The sequence below is a fragment of the Streptomyces sp. NPDC003697 genome (assembly GCF_053587115.1).
The window spans coordinates 13,660-29,245 of sequence record NZ_JBSFNN010000016.1 but is presented as its reverse complement, the minus strand read 5'-3'; the positions used below and the strand labels follow the sequence as shown (position 1 = coordinate 29,245).

16 protein-coding genes and 1 pseudogene are annotated in these 15,586 nt (G+C 70.5%); 9 read left to right on the top strand and 8 right to left on the bottom strand.

Features of this window, described 5'->3' with window-relative positions; all coding sequences use genetic code 11:
* Positions 1-509 precede the first annotated feature (509 nt).
* On the top strand, positions 510-707 hold the full coding sequence (locus ACWDNY_RS09340; protein ID WP_451645178.1) for a hypothetical protein: 198 nt from the start codon (positions 510-512) through the stop codon (positions 705-707).
* 97 nt (positions 708-804) lie between these two features.
* Here the strand turns inward: ACWDNY_RS09340 and ACWDNY_RS09335 are convergent.
* Both ACWDNY_RS09335 and ACWDNY_RS09330 read right to left on the bottom strand, forming a co-directional pair.
* Positions 805-965: pseudogene (locus ACWDNY_RS09335) on the bottom strand (MerR family transcriptional regulator); the annotation flags it as partial.
* 185 nt (positions 966-1,150) lie between these two features.
* Complete coding sequence (locus ACWDNY_RS09330) at positions 1,151-2,263, bottom strand: hypothetical protein (protein WP_451645117.1); 1,113 nt, start codon at positions 2,261-2,263, stop codon at positions 1,151-1,153.
* A gap of 401 nt (positions 2,264-2,664) precedes the next feature.
* Between ACWDNY_RS09330 and ACWDNY_RS09325 the strand changes: the two genes are divergently transcribed.
* On the top strand, positions 2,665-3,432 hold the full coding sequence (locus tag ACWDNY_RS09325; protein WP_451645116.1) for a class I SAM-dependent methyltransferase: 768 nt from the start codon (positions 2,665-2,667) through the stop codon (positions 3,430-3,432).
* Positions 3,433-3,568: 136 nt separating this feature from the next.
* Here ACWDNY_RS09325 and ACWDNY_RS09320 read toward each other — a convergent pair whose 3' ends face one another.
* Positions 3,569-4,126, bottom strand: coding sequence for a hypothetical protein (locus ACWDNY_RS09320; RefSeq protein ID WP_451645115.1), 558 nt, complete (start codon positions 4,124-4,126; stop codon positions 3,569-3,571).
* Positions 4,127-4,382: 256 nt separating this feature from the next.
* Here ACWDNY_RS09320 and ACWDNY_RS09315 point away from each other — a divergent pair, with 256 nt between their 5' ends.
* The 3 genes from ACWDNY_RS09315 to ACWDNY_RS09305 all read left to right on the top strand — a co-directional run bounded on the left by ACWDNY_RS09315 (position 4,383) and on the right by ACWDNY_RS09305 (position 7,315).
* A complete protein-coding gene (locus ACWDNY_RS09315; RefSeq protein ID WP_451645114.1) occupies positions 4,383-5,231 on the top strand; it encodes a DMT family transporter in 849 nt (282 codons plus the stop codon).
* A 280-nt stretch (positions 5,232-5,511) separates the two neighbouring features.
* Positions 5,512-6,066: a DUF2231 domain-containing protein gene (locus ACWDNY_RS09310; protein WP_451645113.1), complete on the top strand. Its 555-nt coding sequence runs from the start codon at positions 5,512-5,514 to the stop codon at positions 6,064-6,066.
* 226 nt (positions 6,067-6,292) lie between these two features.
* Positions 6,293-7,315 (top strand): ADP-ribosylglycohydrolase family protein, encoded by a 1,023-nt coding sequence (locus tag ACWDNY_RS09305; RefSeq protein WP_451645112.1) that lies wholly within the window; start codon positions 6,293-6,295, stop codon positions 7,313-7,315.
* A gap of 28 nt (positions 7,316-7,343) precedes the next feature.
* Here ACWDNY_RS09305 and ACWDNY_RS09300 read toward each other — a convergent pair whose 3' ends face one another.
* Complete coding sequence (locus ACWDNY_RS09300; protein WP_451645111.1) at positions 7,344-8,237, bottom strand: phosphorothioated DNA-binding restriction endonuclease; 894 nt, start codon at positions 8,235-8,237, stop codon at positions 7,344-7,346.
* Between the two features lie 90 nt (positions 8,238-8,327).
* Positions 8,328-9,029: a class I SAM-dependent methyltransferase gene (locus tag ACWDNY_RS09295; protein WP_451645110.1), complete on the bottom strand. Its 702-nt coding sequence runs from the start codon at positions 9,027-9,029 to the stop codon at positions 8,328-8,330.
* 234 nt (positions 9,030-9,263) lie between these two features.
* On the opposite strand from ACWDNY_RS09295, the gene ACWDNY_RS09290 reads away from it, so the two are divergent.
* On the top strand, positions 9,264-10,100 hold the full coding sequence (locus ACWDNY_RS09290; protein WP_451645109.1) for a COG4705 family protein: 837 nt from the start codon (positions 9,264-9,266) through the stop codon (positions 10,098-10,100).
* A 151-nt stretch (positions 10,101-10,251) separates the two neighbouring features.
* Positions 10,252-11,142 (top strand): COG4705 family protein, encoded by an 891-nt coding sequence (locus ACWDNY_RS09285; protein WP_451645108.1) that lies wholly within the window; start codon positions 10,252-10,254, stop codon positions 11,140-11,142.
* On the opposite strand, the gene ACWDNY_RS09280 is transcribed toward ACWDNY_RS09285, so the two are convergent.
* Together ACWDNY_RS09280 and ACWDNY_RS09275 are read right to left on the bottom strand one after the other, a co-directional pair.
* On the bottom strand, positions 11,123-12,508 hold the full coding sequence (locus ACWDNY_RS09280) for a sensor histidine kinase (protein ID WP_451645107.1): 1,386 nt from the start codon (positions 12,506-12,508) through the stop codon (positions 11,123-11,125). The two genes, ACWDNY_RS09285 and ACWDNY_RS09280, sit on opposite strands and share 20 nt — an antisense overlap.
* Positions 12,505-13,170: a response regulator transcription factor gene (locus ACWDNY_RS09275; RefSeq protein ID WP_451645106.1), complete on the bottom strand. Its 666-nt coding sequence runs from the start codon at positions 13,168-13,170 to the stop codon at positions 12,505-12,507. Before ACWDNY_RS09275 ends, ACWDNY_RS09280 begins: the two co-directional genes overlap by 4 nt.
* A 344-nt stretch (positions 13,171-13,514) precedes the next feature.
* Between ACWDNY_RS09275 and ACWDNY_RS09270 the strand changes: the two genes are divergently transcribed.
* Together ACWDNY_RS09270 and ACWDNY_RS09265 are read left to right on the top strand one after the other, a co-directional pair.
* Positions 13,515-14,327 (top strand): maleylpyruvate isomerase family mycothiol-dependent enzyme, encoded by an 813-nt coding sequence (locus ACWDNY_RS09270; RefSeq protein WP_451645105.1) that lies wholly within the window; start codon positions 13,515-13,517, stop codon positions 14,325-14,327.
* A gap of 324 nt (positions 14,328-14,651) precedes the next feature.
* Positions 14,652-14,735, top strand: a complete 84-nt coding sequence (locus tag ACWDNY_RS09265) for a 50S ribosomal protein bL37 (RefSeq protein ID WP_382923987.1) — start codon at positions 14,652-14,654, stop codon at positions 14,733-14,735.
* Positions 14,736-15,180: 445 nt separating this feature from the next.
* Here ACWDNY_RS09265 and ACWDNY_RS09260 read toward each other — a convergent pair whose 3' ends face one another.
* Positions 15,181-15,543 (bottom strand): DUF5335 family protein, encoded by a 363-nt coding sequence (locus ACWDNY_RS09260; RefSeq protein ID WP_451645104.1) that lies wholly within the window; start codon positions 15,541-15,543, stop codon positions 15,181-15,183.
* Positions 15,544-15,586: the final 43 nt, after the last annotated feature.

Below are 15,586 nucleotides of genomic sequence, written 5' to 3'. Positions count from 1 at the left end.
CGCACGTTCCGCAGGCCGGGTTCGGAGCTGGGGCCTGTCCGACCATTCGCGGCAGACGGGAATGGTCGGACAGGCCCTGAGCCACGGAGCAGGTCGGGGAGTGCAGCTCGATGGAGTGGCGGACTCGGGGGATGCGAAAAATCCGACGGACCCTCACACAGTTCACCGGGAGGTCACTCCAAAGCTGAGAGACCGTCATGAACGGCTTGTGAGCGTCCGGCTTCGGTGTGTGAGTCACCGCTCCGGGTGCCGGTGGCAAGCGTGATGTCCGGACCTCCTCAGGGGGCCGTGTGAAGGAGTCGGCGTGTTCGGCCATTGCGTGTTCACAGTGGTGAAGGCGTGATCGGCTCTGTGTTCCGGCCGGGGCGCGGGCGGCTTGGCCGGCCCCTGGCCGACCTGATTTGATCCTTCGGGTGGCGCCAGCTCGCGCAGTCGGATTCGCGGTTACCGGAAACCGAGCGAGCGAACGCTGCCATTCACAAGTGCTCATTCGAAGGGAACCGCGCGTGATGAACCCCGCCCCCCAGGTTGCGACGGCCGAGCTCTCCGACGCCGCTCTGGACAACGTCTCCGGCGGCCTCGCGGCCGGCGGCTCCGCCGGTCTCTGCGTCGAGACGCCGGTCGCAGCCGTCGCCACGGACGTCCTGGCCGTCGCCACCCACGAGGGTGTCGCGGCGGGCACGGCCGTCCAGGCCGCCACTCTCTGACGGCAGCGTCCAGCCACCGACGGGTCCGGATCACTCGATCCGGACCCGTCGCGGTCCTGCCACGCAGAACCAGGCGTGCACGCGATCGCAGGACACGGAAGAGGATCCGCTGGAGCCGGATCAGGTCGGCATCGCCGGAGAGCCGGTAGCCCGCGTGGCTGCGGCCACTGGGCGACAGCAGCCCCGCCCGGTCGTGGTGGTGCGGCGTACGCACCGTGGCCCGGCGAAAACCGCCAGCTGCCCCACGGAGTAGCTCACACGGCGCCCCTTTCGTTGGGGCAACAGCCTGAAGCCTGACGCAGGGGGAAGGTCAACTCCCCGACGGGGCGCGGCTGGTCGGGTCAGGGCCGAGCGGGGGGAGGCGGCGCACGCGGGGCCGGTGGCGCGGTCCGCGGGGGAGGGCGGCCGGACCGTCCGCCGCCTCGCTTTCCTGCGACCGGGCCTCACGACCGTGTGGCGGTCCCGCACCTCGCGTCGCCGGCCTCCCGCATGAGCGTGTCCATCGCCGTACTCCGGTCGTAGGGGTCGACCTCGGGGCCGTCTCCCGCGTGCGGGACCGTGCGCTCCGCGCCGAACTCGGGGGTGAGGTAGCCGGTGAAGGTGTCGCAGCCGCCGTTGGTGGTGTCCGCCCGGTAGGAGACGAGGGAGAACGTACCCGGCTCGGTGACGACCTTCGCCGGGTCGTCCCAGCTCATCACGACCTCGCGGCGCACGATCGTGCGCGCGACGTCATCGCTTCCCGCCGCGGCGTGCACGACCGGATAGACGTACGTGACGTCGGTGGTCACCTCGACCGCGCCCCGCTTGCCTTCCCGGTACGTCATCCGCCCTCGTGTCTTGACCACATCCCCGACAAGCCGCACCTCCGTCCTGTCGAACCGGCTGAACAGCAGCCGAGGATCGTTCTCCCGGCTGGGCGCACGGAACGCGGTGGCCAGGTAGTCCTGGACGTCCTGCTGACGAGGATTGATCAACGCGATGGCCCTCGTCGGCCGCTCCCCGCGCAGCACGCCGGGATCCAGACTGGAAGCGGAGAGGAAGTCCCGGCTCTTCCCGAGCGCCTGCGCGACCTGCCCCTTGCTCATCCAGCCGGTCGCCCGCGCCTCGGGCAGGCCGATGCCGGCCGTCCCGTCCCCCCACTGCGCCGCCGGCGACCCCCTGAACGGCTGATCCACAGTGGGACGTAGGACTGCCACTTCCGTCGGCGGCGGCGCACTCGGACGCTCCGACTCCGCGGCCAGCGGCGCACTCCCGTCACCTCCGCCGCCTCCGACTCCGGCTCCGAACCATCCGGCCACCCGCCCCGGAGCCAGCGCCACGACCAGCAAGGCGACCGCGGCCAGCAGACCGACCGCGTACCAGCCCCTGCCCCCCTGCCGCCGGGCCGGTCGGTGACCCCGCCACGGCTCCGGTCGGCTGGACTCCTCCCGCAACCGCCGCGCCACCATCCGGGCCCGCGCCGACGGCTCCTCGGGCGCGTCCTTGATCCCCGCTTCGGCCTCACGAAGGAAGCGGTCCCACTCCTCGTCCGGTATGGACTCCCCACCCTTGCCCACGACGGGCCCCGCCCTTCTCACGCACCCGGCCCCTCCCCAGGGCCGGTCATCGTTCGTGCATCATCACACAGCTCAACCCGCCTTCCTGGTCGGTAATCGACTTCGGAGGCCGAGGGCCGTCCCGCGGTTCCGGCGGGCGGGGGCGACGCCTCGCACGACCCGGACCCACCGCGTCCGGAGCCGGCAGACCGTACGGCAATCAAGGTCACGTACGCCACCCGGCAGTGGTCGGGCACGGCAGGAACGGCACCGAGAAGTACGCCGTCCAACCTGCTGCTACTGCGGCCGGTCCGCGCCCTGCGTGGTCGCCGGTGCCCACCGACACCAGCCCCACCCGTGGCTCCGGGCCATGATCGCTCCGGGGGCTTCGCGCCGGACGTTGCGCGCACTAGTCTCCTGCCATGCTCGAGACCTCGGTAGCGCATTTCTACGATGAGCTGGCCGATGACTACCACCTGGTCTACGCCGACTGGGACGCAGGCATTCGCCGGCAGGGAGTCGCCCTGGACGGCCTCATAGCCCAGGACAGCGCGTCTGTGCTCGACTGCTCCTGTGGCATCGGCACACAGGCCATCGGTCTGGCGCTGCGCGGGCACCGCGTCATCGGCACGGACCTCAGTGCCCGCGCCGTCGCCCGCGCTGCCCGTGAGGCGGCCTACCGCAGTGTGCCGCTGCGCACGGCCGTCGCCGACATGCGGCGCCTGCCGTTCCCCCACGCCCGGTTCGACGCCGTCGTCTGCGCCGACAACGCCCTGCCCCATCTGCTGACGGAGCGGGACGTCCACGCTGCCCTGGTGGAGATGCGCCGCGTACTGCGTCCCACCGGTGTGCTGCTCCTCAGCACGCGCCCCTACGACGACCTGCTGCGCAACCGTCCCCCCTCGACGCCTCCGCAGGTCCACCAGGCCCCGCACGGGAAGGAGCGGACCGTCACCTTCCAACTCTGGCACTGGCACGAGGACGGTGAGCACTACGACGTGGAGCACTTCCAACTACTGCCCACCGGCGGAGAGTTCCGCGTCAAGGTCCGCCGGACCGTCTACTGGGCGCTCCGCCGAGACCGGCTGGCCGGCCTCGTGGCCGATGCGGGGTTCGTGGACGCCGAGTGGCGGATGCCGCACGAGACGGGCTTCTTCCAACCGCTGCTCGTGGCGCACGTGGCCGAGTAGGCGATGCCGGCGTCTTGCCGACCACTCGCCGATCTGTCCAGGAGTCACCCTGGTCGCCAGTGACCGTCCCACGCCAGTGGGAACGCCGGCCCGATTACGGCGGGCCGGGTTCCTCACCGCGCCGCGGGCGGTGCTGTCACCATTCGTCGTGGTCGTGGAGCACCCGGAAGCTGCCCACGACGCCGTCGTCACCGAACAGGCCGAACAGGCCCCCTTGGACGGTAGGCGTCACCACGCCGTTGGTCTCACCGTGGGGACCCACGGTGGCGACCGGAGCGCCGTTGTCACAGGTGAAGCCGCGGAAGACCTCGATGGTCCTGCGGCTGTCGTTGAACACGTTGAAGCTGCTGGAGCCCAGTCCGCTGGCGGCGGTGATGCAGCCCTCGGTGGACGCGGAGTACGAGCGTTCGTTGAACTGGATCCACCCTTCGTCCTGGCGGCCGTAGTCGTGTCCGCCGTCGTCGCGGTCGCGGCCCTCGCCCTTCTCCTCGCTCGCGCTGACGACGCTCGCGGGCGCCGCGGCGGGGGCGGCTCGTCGGTCGGGCTGGGCCGCCCGATGGACAGCCGCGGCCGGGTGGTGGACGGACGGGGACGCCGGGGCGGATTGGGAGGTCGCGGCATGGGTGATACCGGTGGCTGCAAGGACCGCCGTGCCTACGCCGGCAGCGGTCACAGCAAGGGTACGCGTGGGCATGTCACTTCTCTCTGTCTCACGGACGTCGGCCGGGCGACCGACCTGCGACGAACGTAACGAAAGCCCCCGTAGGCGGCATGTCGGGCACATCCAGGGCGTGACATCGTGAGCCCAGCCAGGGGAAAACGCACCGCTCACTGCATACCGGCGAGACGTCCGCGCTCCGTGAGGCGAACGTCCCCTGCGTCGATCCGTCACCCCGCTCAGCCGGTCCCACTGGTGTGCGGCCACGCCGGGCGGCGAGCATCCTGTGATCATGGCCATCGCCGTTGCCGTATCGGCCGCGCTCCTGGCCGCCTGCTGTTTCGCCGTGGCGGCCGTGCTGCAGCAGGAGGCCGCCGTGGTCATGCCCGCGAAGGAGTCCCTTCGGCCCCGGCTGATCCGGGCTCTGGCCCATCGGCCGCTGTGGCTGGCCGGTATCGTCCTGTCGGCCGCCTCGTTCGTCGTCCAGGGCGCGGCTCTCGCCTTCGGCCCCCTGGCGCTCGTGCTGCCGCTGGCCTCGACGGACCTTCTCTTCGCCCTGCCGCTCCTGGCCCGGCGACGCCGTCGGCGGCTCACACGGCAGGACGTGACGGGCGCGGTGTGCACCGCCGGCGGAGTGGCCGCCTTCCTGGCCGTGCTGCCCTACTCCGCGGGTGGGGGCCGGCCCGGCGTGCGGGACTGGCTGCCGCTCCTTGCGGTGGTCGCGGCCTGCGTCACCGTGCTGGTGTCGGCCGGCCTCCGGACCTCCGGCCGGGTTCGTGCGGGGGTCTACGCGACCGCTGCCGGGCTCCTCTTCGCGCTGCTGGACGCGCTGACGAAGAGCGCGGCAGGTCTGTTCCGGGACCGGGGCCCGGCCGCGTTGGCGCACTGGGAGCCGTACGCACTGCTCCTCGTCGGCGGTGCGGGGCTGCTGGTGGCGCAGAGCTCGTTCCAGGCCGGATCCCTGGCGGTCAGCCTTCCGCTCATCGACACCGTCGAGCCGATCGGCGCCGTCCTGAGTGGAGCCGCCGTCTTCCACGAACGCCTGGCCACGTCCGGGCATCTCGCCGTCCAGATCCTCGGCGCGGCCCTGGCTGTGACGGGCATCGTGATCCTGGACAGGTCGCCACTGGTGCGCACCTGACCATGGGCTCACCGGCGGGTGCCGCACCGCGTCGGCGCGTGCTCCGGCCGTCCGGCCCGCCCCGGACGCACACCGCGCGACCCGATGCGGCTGACGGCGCCGCCCCATGCGCCGCGTGGCCGGACTCCGGCCTCGGCGGGGGTGGCGCTGCACCCTGTTCGGTACTCCATATGCACGCGCATCTCCTGTGCCCGGACCACACCTGTAACGCAATGTGGGAAATGACGTACCGGGGCGAGTGACCTCGCTCGCCCGACACCAAGGCGCCGAAGGAGCTTCCGTGAATGTTGGGCTGATCAACGGCCTTCCGGGCCACCCCCTCTTCGTTCACAGCGCCGTGGTGCTGGTCCCGCTGACAGCGTTGGCCCTCCTCGTCTGTCTGCTGTGGCCGTCCGCAGCGCGCCGGCTCGGCTGGGTACTGCCGGTGCTGGGGCTGGTCACCCTCGTTCTGGTGGTGCTGACCACGGAATCCGGCGAGTGGCTGGAAGAACGAGTGCGGGAGACCGCGCTGGTGGAGGAGCACGCCGAGATGGGCTCTGATCTCACTCCCTGGGTGATCGCTCTGTTCGTGCTGACCATCGCCGCCTGGCTGCTCGGCCGCGCCGGCTCCGGCTGGACGCGTGAGCGCGGCGATGCGACCGGACCATCCACGGCGGGCGGGGCGTCCGCTGTGGCTCGGCGGGTCTCTTCCGTTCCGGTGCGCATCGCGGTGCTGGTGCTCGCTCTCGTCGTGGCCGTCGGCGCAGCCGTCGAGGTGTACCGGATCGGGGACTCGGGCGCGAAGGCGGTCTGGCACGGCCGGTTCTCAACGGGCGAGTCGGGCGACGAGGGGTGACGCGGCAGCCGCGTCACCGGGAGCCCGCGCATCGCCGACCGGCTCCGGGCCTCGATCCGGGGCGGTGGGAGAGCGGCTCCGGATCCCCCCGGAGACGGCGCCGAGCGGACCCGACAGGGGCCTTCGGACTGGATCAGGCCGGATCACGGACGGGCTCCGGAGGTTGTGAGGAACCCCTTCCCCCGCTTATGGTCGCTCTGACGATAAGCGGGGGAAGGGGTTTTCCATGACCGCGACGACCGTGGGCAAGCGCGCCGCGACCGGAGCACTGATCGGGCTCGCCCTCGGGGACGCTCTCGGCTTCCCGACCGAGTTCGACGACGTGCCCTCGATCCTTGCGAAGTGCGGTCCCTGGCGGGAGATGGAGCTGCCGAAGCGCGCCTTCGTCTCCGACGACACGCAGATGACCCTCGCCCTCGGACGCGCACTCAGGACCGCCCTGGGCCGGGGCATGCTCGCCCCGAAACGGCTGGAGCGGCCGCTGCGCGAGGAGTTCGTCGACTGGTATGAGTCGCCGGAGAACAATCGGGCCCCGGGCAACACATGCCTGACCGCCTGCAATCTGCTGAAGGCGGACGGGCGTGTCTGGCAGGAGGCCAGCCAGACCGGTTCCAAGGGCTGCGGCGCCAACATGCGCGTGGCCCCCGTCGGGCTCGCCCCCGGGCTCAGCGACGAACAGCGCGCCGGCGCCGCCCAGCTGCAAGCCGCGCTCACCCACGGCCACCCGACGGCCCTGGCGGCCTCGGACCTCACCGTCCGCGCCGTGCACCTGCTCGCCCAGGGCACCGACCCCGCCGGACTCGTCGGCCGACTGCGGTCGTACGCCTACGACAACCGCACCCGCTACCACCGCACCTGGCTCGGCGACCTGTGGACCCGCTCCCAGGACCCCACCCCCGAGCACTTCATCGCGCGCGGCTGGGACGAGTGCCTGGAGATCCTCGGCCGGCTCCAGGAAGCCGTGCGCAGCGTCTCACCGGAGACCGACCCGTGCCTGGCCACCGGTGCGGGCTGGGTCGCCGAGGAGGCCTTCGCCACCGGCCTGCTGTGCTTCCTGCTCTTCCCCGACGAGCCCGTCACCGCCCTGCGCCGAGCCGCCTGCTCCTCCGGCGACTCCGACTCGATCGCCTGCCTCACCGGCGCCTTCGCGGGCGCCTGGCTGGGCGCCGACGCCTGGCCCGCCCAGTGGGCGGACCGGATCGAGCACCGGGACGAACTGCTGGCCCTGGGAGAGCTCTGGGACGCCTAGGGCCTGTCTGAAAGGCCGGACGCAGCGCTCAGGCAGTCGTGGCGGGGCGCGGCTCGCCGTGGAAGACCTGCCGGGTGTGCCAGTCGCGGTGAGCCGCGGCAACAGGGAGCGCGCCGGGCTGCGGACCGACGAGTGGACGGCCCGCGAGGGCTGTGACGTGCTCGCGGGCGGCTGCGCTGTGGCCCACGAAGCGCTGTGAGACCAGGACGCGGTGGCCGTCTCCCACACCGAGGACACCCTTGTCGAAGAGCTTGTGGTGCAGCGAGCACAGGCACAGCCCGTTCTCGATGTCGTCGGGGCCGCCGAACGCCCACCACCGCACGTGGGCGGCCTCCAGCCCGACCGGCACCGCGCCGATCCTGCCGTCGTAGCCGCAGAAGGCGCACCGGTACTCGTAGGCGGTCAGTACCAGCTCCCGCATCCGCGGGTCCCGTTGCCTGCGTCCCCTCGAGAGCCGCTCGGTCTCCGCCGGCTCCAGCTCCAGGCCGACGGCTTCGCACAGCTCGCTGTGGAGGGAGGGTGGGAAGTGCAGGTCGAGGAGCATTCGTGCGATTCTGCCGAGCAGTTGCGGCTCGCGTCGCAGCGCCGCTCTCAAGTCCGGCGCGAGTCGTCCGGTGGCGCCCGTCTCCCGGAGGTCCCGGACTCCGCTTCCGGGGCTGCCGGGCCCGCGATCGGTGCGCACTTCCCATACCCCGTCGCCGACCAGGTGATGGAAGGGGTAGGCGGGCGTCGTCCTGTGGGGCGGGCCGTACTCGGTCAGCAGGCGTTGCAGGTCCTGCTCCACCGCGGTGTACCGCAGATCGCCCTCGGCGTCCTCCTGGAACCGGCCGAGGGCGTACAGGAGCAGCACCGGCTTGTGCGGAGCGCGGGTGCCGTTCCTGGTCCACTGCCTCAGCTTCGCGATCCGCTCCAGCCAGTCCATGGCCGCTGATCGTAGACGGGCCTTCTCAGGCACACGGCGTGGGCGGGGGCGGACATACCCCCACCTCCGCCTGTGCTCTCCTCGGTAGGGTCAAAACGGGCGGAAGTCCTCGAAGGAAGGCTCGAACGAGGGGGCAGGCAAGCGGTATGCCTTGCACCGGGCCGGGTGTCCGCCCTGAGGTCCGACGCCGATCGTCTCGCCGGGGAAGGCGTCGGGGATCACCGTCCACCCCAGGTTCTGCTCGTAGTACTGCGCGGCCGTGTGCACGGACGGCCACCAGTCGTCGTCGATGGCGATCAGGCCCCCGGGGCGGACGATCTTGCGCAGGAAGTAGAGATCGACGAAGACTTCGTGGAACCGGTGACTGCCGTCCACGAATGCCGCGTCGGCGACGAAGCCTTCGGTGAGGAGTTGCGGGAGCGCGATCGACGAAGGAGTGAGCATGAGCGTGGCGATCGAGTCCAGCCCCGCAGAGCACAGCAGCTCCCAGCCGGCGTTGGAGTACGCGCTTTCCTGGAACGGGTCGATGATGACGTGCCGGGGGAGCGAACGGTTGACGGTTGCCAGTGCCTCACCGATGGCAAGCGCGGAGCCGGCGTACGCGAGACCGACCTCGACGACCTTCTCGGCCCCCTCGGAGACCATCAGATCGCGCAACTGGTCGCAGTGCCGCTCGGGCACCGTGACGGTCCCGAAGTCTCCCTCTTGGTCCCGCGTCCACGGCGGCCCCTCCCGCGTGAGCCGGCGGCGCACCTCGCGGACCCGCGTCGCACGTTCCTCCGCGTTCGTCATGCTCGCGATTCCTCCGTGGGACGGCAGACGTCACTCTCACCATAGAAGGGCCTCGAACCTGCGGGCGTTCGCCTCCGGGGACTGCGGCGACGGCCAGGACCCAGACGGTCGCTCCGGCGGCGACCGGCCTCGCCACGGCCGGAACCATCGGGGCTACCAGGCCGCTGCCGTGTGCGCGTGGTGTCGCGCGGCAGTCAGGATGCGTTCAGGTGTCCGGTGGCAGCCTCCGTGCCCATGACGTATGAGACATCCGAGATATCGCCGGGTCCGGAGGCGGGCGGGTCCGCCGCACCGGTCGACCGGCTGCGCCGGAACAAGGTGCCCGAGGTCACCCTCTACTTCTGGATCATCAAGGTGCTGTGCACCACAGTCGGGGAGACCGCGGCAGACCTGCTGAACGAGAAGGCCGGTCTGGGCCTGACCGGTGTGTCGGTGCTGATGAGCGCGCTGCTGGCCGTGGTGCTGGTGATGCAGTTCCGTACGACGGCGTACCGGGCCGGCGTGTACTGGCTCGCCGTGGCTCTGATCAGCGTCGTCGGCACCCTTGTCAGTGACAACCTCACCGACAACATGGGCGTGCCGCTGGAGACGAGTACGACGGTGTTCGCGATCCTCCTCGCGATCGTGTTCGTCGTCTGGTACCGGCGTGAGCGGACGCTGTCCATCCACAGCATCGACACCACCAGCCGTGAGTCCTTCTACTGGCTTGCGGTGCTGTTCACCTTCGCCCTGGGCACCGCGGCCGGCGACCTGGTCTCCGAGCGCATGGACCTCGGGTACTGGCTGTCCGCCGTCCTGTTCGCGACAGCCATCGCCGCGGTGGCCATCGCGCACTTCGCGCTGGGTCTGAACGCGGTGTGGAGCTTCTGGATCGCCTACATCCTCACCCGCCCCCTCGGCGCCTCGGTCGGCGACTACCTCTCCCAGCCCACCGGTGACGGTGGCCTGGGTCTGGGCACCGTGATCACCAGCGCGCTGTTCCTCGCCGTCATTCTCGGCCTGGTCGTCCACCTGAGTGTGACGCGCCAGGACGTCGCCGAGCCTGAGCCTGCATCTCGACGCGCGGCCTGACCTGGCACACGCCGGGTGTTCAGGATGCGTTCAGGCATCCTGTGCCACGGTCGGAGATCTTGCCCGCCGCCGGCGGCGGGCACATGCGGCAGGGCGCTCTCCCGTCGCGCCGGAAGAGCGCCCTGCCGTTCGACCGCACAGGAGACATGAAATGGAGAATCCGGAGGTCCTCACCGACCTCGACGTGGCGGCCACGTCGAGTACGACCAAGTCGGTGATGAAGAAGCTGCCCGAGGTCACACTGGCGTTCTGGATCATGAAGATCGCCGCGACGACCCTGGGTGAGACGGCGGGCGACCTCTTCGCGCAGACCCTGAAGCTCGGTTACTTCCTGACCACGGTCGCGCTGTTCCTGGTCTTCGTGGTGACGCTGGTGGTCCAGCTGCGCTCCAGCCACTACAACCCGTTCTTCTACTGGACCGTGATCCTGTCGACCTCCATGGCCGGCACGACCATGTCCGATTTCATGAACCGCGACGCCAGCGCCAAGTACCTCTCGAACGGTGAGACGAAGCTGGGTTGGGGACCGCAGGGCCTGGGTCTCGGCTATCCGGAGGGAGCGGCGATCCTGATCTCGGTCCTCCTGACGATCTTCCTCGCCTGGAAGCTGAGCGGGATGACGTTCCAGATCCGCGACATCGTCACCTTCAGAGGTGAAGCTTTGTTCTGGGCGGCGATCCTCGTCTCGAACACCCTGGGCACGTCGATGGGCGACTTCCTCTCCGACAGCTCCGGCCTCGGCTACCTGGGCGGCGCTTTGCTCGTGACCGGGGTGCTGGCCGTGCTGGTGGCGCTCATGAGGGTGCCCGCGGTGCCGAACGTGCTGCTGTTCTGGATCGCCTTCGTCCTCACCCGCCCGCTGGGCGCCACCGCCGGCGACTTCCTCACCAAGCCCGTCGCCAAGGGCGGCCTGGATCTGGGTACCGCGGGCTCGTCCGCCGTGCTCCTCGCTGTCCTGTTCGGACTGATGGCCTGCGCCCACGTGCAGGAACGCCGGTCGGTGCAGGAGGGCCAGGCACCGGTCACCCGGCGGGCAGCCTGACCGTGAACCTGGCCCCGGGCGTGTGCAGGGGGTCGAAGGACACCTCACCGCCCACGGCGCGGGCCAGGCGTCGCGCGAGCGGCAGCCCCAGGCCCGCGCCGTCGTGTCCGTCGCCGGGATCGGCGCGCCGGCCGGGCTGGAACAGGTCGTCCGCGAACGTCTTCGGCACACCGGGGCCGTCGTCGACGACGTCGATCCGCACGGCGCCGGGGATGCGCCGCGCCGACACGGTCACGCGGGAGTGGGCGTAGCGGGCGGCGTTGGCGAGCAGGGGGCTGAGGATGCGTTCGAGGGGGGCGGGGGCGACACCCGCCCCCAGCTTCGGTGCTTCCGCCTCCACCGCGGTCTTCACCTGGTCCGGGGTGTCGAGGCGCTGGAGCAGGCGGTCCAGGACGGGGAGGACGTCGGTTGTTCCGGGGACCGTTGCCGGTTGCAGCGCGTTCTCGCGGGCGTCGTTCAGGAGCGTGTCGCAGATGACGCGCATGGACTGGGCGGCCTCGGCGATCACCTCTTGGGCGGCGCGGGTCTCGGCGTCCGTGCGGCGGCGGGTGCGCCACCAGTCGAGTTCCATGACGATGCGGGTGAGCGGCGTACGCAGCTCGTGGGACAGCTCTCCCGTCAACTGCTGCTCGTGGCGCAGGACGGTGCGTATCCGGTCCAGAAGTGCGTCCAGGGAGGCACCGAGGCGGGCGAGTTCGGCCGGGTGATCCTCCGTGCCGAAGCGCTCGTCGGACCCCACGGCGCTCCACTGGGTGGCCTGGTCGGTCATCGTCCGCACCGGGCGCAGTGCCCGGCCGACGGCCAGGCGAGTGAGTACGTAGGTGCAGCCGAGCATTACGGCGTCCAGGACGAGTGATCCCACCAGCAGGGTGTCGGCCGAACTGCGGTACGGAGTCAGGTCCAGGGCGGTGACGACGGTCGCGGTGGCGCGGCGGCCGGGGACACGCTGGGCGCACAGCCGGACGGGCCGGTGACCGTGTGCCCGGACAGTGGCGCAGGCGTCCTTCGGCTGGGCGGCCAGCCGGTCGGCGGCTCGGGTGGGCGGGCCGCCGAGCGTGGTGGACGGCGGCTTCTCCAGCAGGCGCGATCCGGCGTAGATCCACACGTTGGCGTCGAGGAGGCGGTCGTTGACGGTTTCCAGGACGCGCACCCGCGGTCCGATGGTGTCGACGGTCGTGGCCACCGCTGCCGCCCGGTTGCGCAGTTCGTCGTCCGCCTGGTGTTGCAGGTGCCGGTCCATCACGGTGTTGAAGACGACGGTCAGAATCGTCATGAGCAGGGCCGCGGTGGTCAGCGCCACCAGCGACAGCCGGCCGCGCAGGGTGCGCGGGGCGAGGCGCCGCCGGACACGCGAGGCATGATTCATGACAGGCGGTGTCCGATGCCGCGTGCCGTACCGATCGTCAGGCTGCTGCCCGCCTCACGCAGTTTGCGGCGCAGCCGGCTCAGGTACTGGTCCAGGGTGTTGTCGCTGACCTGTGCGCCCTGGGGCCAGCCGGCCCCCACCAGGTCACGGCGGCGTACGAGGGTCCCGTTCGCTGCGGCCAGCGTGGCCAGCAGCCGGAACTCGGTGGGGGACAGAGCGACGGCCTGGGCGCCGTGCACGGTGACGGTGTGGTTCACCGCGTCCAGGACCAGGTCACCGGTCGAGGCCACCGCCGTGCTGCCCGCCCGCCTGACGGCTGCTCGCAGTCTGGCGGCGAGTTCGGTCAGGTGGAAGGGCTTGGGCAGGTAGTCGTCGCCCCCGGCGGAGAAGCCGGACAGGCGGTCGGTGAGCCGGTGGCGCGCGGTCAGGAAGATCACGGGGGCGAGGAAGCCGTTGGCGCGCATCGCCTGGCACACGTCCCGTCCGTCGGCGTCCGGCAGACCGACGTCCAGGACGGCCGCCGCGACGTGGTCCGTGGCGAGACGCAGGGCGGTGGCGCCGTCGGCGGCCGGGACCGGGTCGAAATCCTCCTCGTACAGACCGCGGCGCAGCACGTCACGCAGGGCGTGATCGTCCTCCACGACCAGGATCTTCTGTCGCATGGTCCTCCGCCGGTAATCCGAGTCGGGGTGGTCATGTCGGTGAGCAGGGGGCGCGCAGCCAGGGGGCGGCTGCACACAGGCACGCTCCGAGCCGGCCGGTGGCGACCAGCGCCGGCACGGTGAACGCCGCCCACCGTCGACCATCTCGTGGACGGTCTACGACACTGTAGACGGTCGCGGGGTGAGGATCGTTCCCATGAGCCTGGAAGGACCTGTATGTCCCCGTCCGGCGTCGTTGGTGTCAGGCGTAGATGCTTGCAGCCCTCGTCCTGACTGTCTCGCAGGTCGATCGGTGTACGGGGACGGATGGACAGATGCGAAGGCGTGGTCCACGCTTCACTTCTATGACCGCCCCTCATCGTGAGGCCGCCACGCGATCGCGGCTGCCTGAAGCCATTTGTCTCGTTGCCGAGGAGATAGCCGGGTTGCTCCGGTCGTGTCCAGATGCCACGGTGCCCATTCCTGGTGCTGAGTGGACGGTTGGAGAGTCTGCGGCGCACCTGGTCCTGGCCAACGAGTTGATGGCTGCCCTTGCCGCAGGGCGTGAGCAGGTGTATGGCGACGGCACACCAGGGGGACTTGCGGAGGCCAACGCAGCCTCGCTGGTTTCCTTCCCCGAACGCGACACCTCCGTCCTGGCGGGCGACATCGTCCGGCATGCGCGGGCATTCACCGAGGCGGCCGGCCTGCGGTCGGCGGACACACCGACGGTGACACCGTTGGGGCCCATGGACTTGGGAACCCTTGGCTCCTACCTGCTGACCCACATGCTTGGGCACGGCTATGACATGGCAGCGGCACTTGGCCGACCACACATGATCGACCGTGACAGGGTCGATTTGGCGATGCCGTTTCTGCTCACTGCGATGCCCCGTGTCGTCGATGCACGAGCGGCTGACGGGCACAGTGCCTGTTACGAGCTGAGGGTGCGCGGCCTCTCCCGGCTCACAGTGACGTTCACCAACGGCACGGTGGCCGTGCACGACGAGCCCCCGCGCCGTCCCGACTGCACGATCCTGATCGAACCGATCACGTTCTTCCTGCTCGCACTGGGCAGGCGCAGTGCCACCGGTGCCATCGCCCGCGGCAAGGTCCTCGCCTGGGGACACAAGCCCTGGCTCGCGCCAGGTTTCCCCGCATTGTTCACCGCACCATGACGGACGCTTGCCTGGTCCCGCCCAGGGAGCACATTGAGCTTCCTCGAGGTGCGAGGAGTGATGCCGGCGCCGCGCGTTCGCACGCTGGACCCGATGGCGCGCTGATCGAGCGCTACGGCCTGTAGTTCCGCTCGGCCAAGTCCGGCTTGCGGCGCTTCCCAAGCTCTCAGCTCGGGAGGCTTGGGTCGTCTGCGTTCGACAGAAGCCAGTGATGGCTCCGGGACGGGGGGCCGGGCTACGTGCGGTGCGCCCGCGGCACCGTGATGCGGACACTCCGGGCCGAATCTAGACTGGCCAACGCCTGGAAAGTTCCGAATCAGGGAGATGTGCACCGTGGCCAAACGAGGCAACAAGCGACGTGCCCGTAGGAAGAAGAAGGCCAATCACGGCAAGCGCCCCAACGCCTGACTGGCTGTTCCCCATCCGTTCGCATGGTCCGCCCGATTCGACCGAGTGCACATGACCGGCGACCGTGACCGGGCCATCGCCGACCGCTTCGGAGTCGTGATCCGGGACGGCGGGGGAGCGGCCTCTGGGCTCTCAGAGAGGGACCCTGCGGGCGCGTAGTGGCGCGTCCATGGCACGACCCCGGACACGACGAAGGGCCGGCCCGGGAGGAAAACCCCTCGTGATCTGGCCCTTCTGGCTGTGCCCCCGGCAGGATTCGAACCTGCGACACCTGCTTCAGCCTCGACCTTTCGTGATGGGCCGCCGACTCCGTCGGCGGCCCGTTTCGTTGCCGCCGGCCGAGGTCGGGCATGCCGTGCGCCCGAGTGTCGTCTCGGGTGGACGTCGGGTACCACTGCTCCGGGCTGGAACGTCCTCTCGTACGGCGGCGGGCGCGCCTCAGGGGTCAGGACTCCGTGCCGGACTCCTGGGGGAAGAAGGTGATCAGCGTGGCGGTGCCGTCCTTGTCGACTGTCCGGACCGCCGGCTCGGGAATGTCCTGCGTGGCGACGTCGATCTCCGTGGGGTGCCACACCAGGTGTCGCAGGACGACGGGGTAGCGCGGCGACCGTCCGCCGACGGAGACGACCACTACGTCGTCCTTCGGGTCGTACACGATGGTGGCGAAGGGCAGCCGGTTGGCTGCGTACTGGTGCCCGACCTCGGGGTCCAGTACCTCTATGGTGACGAACTCCCCCTCGTGTTCCTCGGTCATCTGGTTGAGGGCGGTCTCCCAGGTGCTGCGGTCGAGCGTTTCGGTGCCGGCCATCGTCGTTCCTCCTCCGGTGGCAATCTGCTCTCTTCACGACGGT